Annotated in this window: 6 protein-coding genes and 1 pseudogene; 2 read left to right on the top strand and 5 right to left on the bottom strand. The window is 63.7% G+C overall.

Translation table 11 applies throughout. The annotated features are described in order from the left end of the window. Both ADBZ5N_RS17775 and ADBZ5N_RS17780 read left to right on the top strand, forming a co-directional pair. A partial coding sequence (locus tag ADBZ5N_RS17775; RefSeq protein ID WP_526259737.1) for a pentapeptide repeat-containing protein occupies window positions 1-340 on the top strand: 340 nt, incomplete at its 5' end. A gap of 224 nt (window positions 341-564) precedes the next feature. Next, window positions 565-858 (top strand): annotated as a pseudogene (locus ADBZ5N_RS17780) (ATP-binding protein); the annotation flags it as partial. Between the two features lie 196 nt (window positions 859-1054). On the opposite strand, the gene ADBZ5N_RS17785 reads toward ADBZ5N_RS17780, so the two are convergent. The 5 genes from ADBZ5N_RS17785 to ADBZ5N_RS17805 form a co-directional block, all read right to left on the bottom strand. Beyond that, window positions 1055-1456, bottom strand: a complete 402-nt coding sequence (locus ADBZ5N_RS17785) for a PAS domain-containing protein (RefSeq protein WP_526259739.1) — start codon at window positions 1454-1456, stop codon at window positions 1055-1057. A gap of 81 nt (window positions 1457-1537) precedes the next feature. Continuing rightward, the gene (locus tag ADBZ5N_RS17790; protein WP_526259741.1) at window positions 1538-1903 is read right to left on the bottom strand and encodes a DoxX family protein; all 366 of its coding nucleotides are present in this window, start codon (window positions 1901-1903) and stop codon (window positions 1538-1540) included. A gap of 538 nt (window positions 1904-2441) precedes the next feature. Beyond that, a complete protein-coding gene (locus ADBZ5N_RS17795) occupies window positions 2442-3188 on the bottom strand; it encodes a hypothetical protein (protein ID WP_526259743.1) in 747 nt (248 codons plus the stop codon). After that, entirely contained in the window at window positions 3113-3700 is a 588-nt protein-coding gene (locus ADBZ5N_RS17800; protein ID WP_526259747.1) for a class I SAM-dependent methyltransferase, read from the bottom strand. The genes ADBZ5N_RS17795 and ADBZ5N_RS17800 overlap by 76 nt, the downstream gene beginning before the upstream one ends. A 71-nt stretch (window positions 3701-3771) precedes the next feature. After that, window positions 3772-4056, bottom strand: a 285-nt coding sequence (locus ADBZ5N_RS17805; RefSeq protein WP_526259745.1) for an MMPL family transporter, incomplete at its 5' end; no start/stop codon positions are given.

Consider the following 4056-nt stretch of genomic DNA (forward strand, 5'->3'; position numbering starts at 1 on the left):
GGACCTCACCGGCACCTACCTGGCGCTCGCGAACCTGACCGGCGCCGACCTGACCGGGGCCAATCTGACCTGCTCCGATGATTTCTGCGCCAACTACCGAATCAGGGGCGCGAACCTGACCAACGCGAACCTGACCAACGCAAACCTGACCGGAGCCGACCTCGGTCGCGCCATCCTCACCGGCGTCATTTGGGACAACACCACATGTCCGGACGGATCAACGACGAACACCGGGTGCTCAGCCACACCGAAACCGGGGGCTGCCAGTGCCCCACCAGCTATGACGTCGTCTCGGTGGGTTCTGGACAGGCCGGCAGGTATGGGCGGGTCATTAGGGTGATTTCACCCATCCCAGGGGCCGGGTCCGCCGGGTAACCTCCCGACTCGGTGCCCTACCGATGCCACGTTCACCAGGGCAAATGCCTACTTGAGGGCGATGGGTTATCAACACAACAGCGTGGCTGCTGAGCACCCCGGGGTCCCCAACGGAAGTCTAAAGGCATTCTCGGCCCCGCCCCGCCCCTTGGGTCGGAGTAAGCGTCCGACGGCAGATATTGGCCCCGGGGGTTAGTCCTGATCCTCGACGACTTCGCCATGCGCGAGCACACCGCCATGCGCGCCGACGATCTCTACGAACTCATCAGCGATCGCGCCGTCAACGGCCGCCCGCTGATCCTGACCTCCAACCGATCACCCAAGGACTGGTACAACCTGTTCCCCGACCCCGTCGTCGCTGAATCGCTACTGGACCGACTGATCAACACCAGCCACCAAATCCTGATGGACGGCCCCAGCTACCGACCACGAAAACGCCCCGGTGCTACCCCGCCGCTAGACAACGCCACAACCACCCGGTAGACCTACACCCGAGGCCCACCGGTGGCGGAATTACGTGACGGACACCCCGGGGGAATTGCGTCGTGACGGTCGACAGCCCGACGGTAGTTGGGGCAGCGGCATGCCGCCGTCGATGCCTCCGAAAGGCGGCCTAACTTACACTCAGAATGCCAGAGAGGCACGCGGAGAGATGGCGCCGAGGCGCACCCGAGAAGCCCTAGCCAGCGGAGAGCGCCTCGCGCTGGATGGCCACCCACGCAATGATCTTGCCGGCGTCTTTGAGGGGGAACATCCGCCAGTTCATGATGAACGGCGTCCCATCCTTCTTGTAATTGACCGCGCGGCCCTCGAACCGTCCGCCGGATTGGATTGCCGCAGCAAGGCGTTCGATCACCTTCCGGTCGGTGCCGGGGCCCTGGAGGATGCGGGGATCCTTGCCGAGCACTTCCGCGGGGTCGTGTCCGGTGAGCTTCCTGAACGCCTTGTTGGCATAGATGATCCGACCTTTGGGGGAAGCGTCGGTGACGAGAATGGAGTCAAAACTGTTATCGGCGAGCAACTTAAGCAGCGTAAGGCCGCCCTTGTCCGAACCCAGTGCGTCAAGCAGTGACGAAGCCATGGCGAATCTCCTGCGGTCGTAGCCGACTACCAGTGACTATAGCGCGGTATCGGCGGGTGCAGTGACCTTGCGTGGGCGCCCCTAAGTCGTTGGTGCTGGCTCTGGGCCCTTGACCGTCATGACCGCGAACGTGGTGAGCAAAGCCGCCGCGGGAAGTGCATTGACGGCCTTATCACGGGAGCGCACATGTGCTCCGACGGCCAGTGCGAAATAGAGGGTCAACATCGCCGTGGTCAGCCTCGCGAGTCCGGGAAACCACCTCACCGAATACAGCCCGACGGCTGCTGCGCCCTTGATCGCAGGCAACACTCGCCGAACGTTGTCTGGGCAACCGACGGAGTCGAGGCTCTTCTTGATGGGCGGCACCTGGGCCGCGCAGGCGACAGCATCCACCGCGTGAAACACTGCGAGGCCGGTGTAGGTCTTCGGCGAGGTCAAGAAGGCCATACCTGAAATCCAATCGACTGCGCTCTGCCCGGAGGGAATTCACTGGGTTTTCAATCCTCTGCCCAGGCTAGCCCAGCCGTCACGGGTTAGGAGGCACCATCAAGGTGCATGACTATCCGGAAGCATCAGTGCAGCACTGCGTCCTAAGTGTAAAAAAGCTCTGCCGCCGTTCGCCTACTGCGAGGTCGGCTTCACGTTGGACCTGGGTTTGCTTGGTTGGCAGCAGGCCTACTCCACTCAGGTTCGGTTCTTCAATTCGTTGCTCCGCTTGATTGCCTCAGCGAGCGTGGGAGCGGTCTGAAGTTGGTCGAGAAGTACCCGCAGGTGCCCCGATCTGTAGGACGCCCCGTTCGGAATAGGCGAGTGGGGGGGCAGTCTCGGTCCGAGTCGGTAAATGGCGTGAGGTCTATTCACTTCCTTGCCTGTCATGTAGGGCCACCGGTCGCTGAGTTGCGGCACTACCTCGTGCTCGACTACCCGATGGATGCGTTGAGTTCGGCGGCTCGGTGGGCCAGCCTTTGACGCCGCAAGGATGGAATTAATGAAACTGCTCGGTGACGATCTCCCTGAAGCTGGCTCTTCCTCCCGGCCTGACATCGTTGAGGACCACGCGATAAACCCAGCTATCGCCCACAGGTCGCAACCAGATCACCTCCCGCATGTACGTCCGAAACTCTTCAAGCCAAAGCCGTTCGTGCCCGCCGGCAGTGCGGCCTTGCTTCCTCGACGTCGGCGAGAACATCGCGCCAAGGGAGGTGGACAACTGGAACACCATTGACCTCTGCCGGCAGGTTTGCGCCGCGAGCGCATGTGACGCTTGAGAAAGCGTTACGGGTGCCCCACCCGCCTTCGTGGCTGCGACCCTGTCGGCGTATTCAGCAAGCTGTTCCTCGGCAGGCAGCTGCCACCCGCGCTTGGCCTCAATGATGGAGAGACTGTCGCCTAGTTGCAGTTCACGATCGGTCCGGCCGTTCTCGCCCCGAACTTCGAGCGCGAACGCCAGCTCCTTGTCAGGTATCGCCCCGACCGCAGCCGCGACCCGCCGTGCACTGTTGCAAGAAACGTGCAGGGTAAGCCGAAACCGACGTCCTCGGCCGGTACGTTTCGAGTGCTGACGACCAAATGGGAGCTGTACAACATCGACGAGGACTTCTCCCGGGCCGATGACCTGGCCGAGCAGATGCCCGAGAAGCTGCGCGGGAGGCTGAGTCAGCCGGCCGCTTTCACCGCCCGGCCCACCGCCATCTCCGAAACCGGCATCGGCACCCAGGCGGGGAGAGTCCACTGATGCCTCGTGGCCTCAAGGGTGAAACCGGTTGCGGTGATGGCGCTTTCGGTTTCACGGTGGGTGTGGCAGTTGCCCGCGATCCGCGGCCAAACCGTCGCGTCAGCGAGCCGCTGCAGCGAACCCCGCCACCCGGAGCTGGCGACATGCTCGAAGAAACGCAGCTCACCGCCCGGCTTGAGGACCGAATAGAGCTGGTGCAGAACAGCGTCCGGATCGGCGACCGAGCACAGCACCAAAGAGCACACCACCGCGTCGAACGGTTCGCCATCCGGCATCCCTTCGATGGTCGTCTCGATCACCTGCACCGGAACCGTCGCATTCGCCGCGGCCTGCCGGGCTTTGGGCGCAAGTCCGACTTCGGGTTCCAGGGCGATGACCTGTTGCACGGTCTGCGGGTAGTAGCCGAAGTTGGTGCCGGTGCCGGCCCCCACCTCCAGCACGCGCCCGGACAGTCCGGCGAGGTTCTCGGCGCGCAACCGGCGCAGCATCGGGGTCTCGTGCGCGGACATCACGGCCCACAACCGGGCGAAGAAGGGGTGGTGCAGCCTGGTCGCTGGATGAGATCCGGCGGAGGTATCGGTCACTTCCCCACTGTAGCCAGCGGCGCCTTCCGCAAAACCCGGTGTTCGGGTGGCTCCTCGGAGATCCCGATGCGCTCATGCAACTGGGCAAGACGCCGGGGCGCCCACCAGTTGCGTTTGCCCATCACCTGCATGAACGCCGGGAGCAAGGCCATCCTGACCAGGGTGGCGTCGACGAGCACCGCCAGTGTCAGGCCCAGGCCGAAGATCCGCATGAACGAGACCTGCGCGGCGATCAGCGCGGCGAAGGCGATCGCCATGATCAGCGCGGCGGCGGTGACCAC

Origin of the sequence: Mycobacterium sp. (assembly GCF_044370595.1) — a bacterium.
Classification (GTDB): Bacteria; Actinomycetota; Actinomycetes; order Mycobacteriales; family Mycobacteriaceae; genus Mycobacterium.

Excerpts from the sequence above, each read along its gene's own strand:
- ADBZ5N_RS17785 (WP_526259739.1), bottom strand. The coding sequence starts at position 1,456 with ATGGCTTCGTCACTGCTTGACGCACTGGGTTCGGACAAGGGCGGCCTT.
- ADBZ5N_RS17800 (WP_526259747.1), bottom strand. The coding sequence starts at position 3,700 with ATGTCCGCGCACGAGACCCCGATGCTGCGCCGGTTGCGCGCCGAGAAC.
- ADBZ5N_RS17790 (WP_526259741.1), bottom strand. The coding sequence starts at position 1,903 with ATGGCCTTCTTGACCTCGCCGAAGACCTACACCGGCCTCGCAGTGTTT.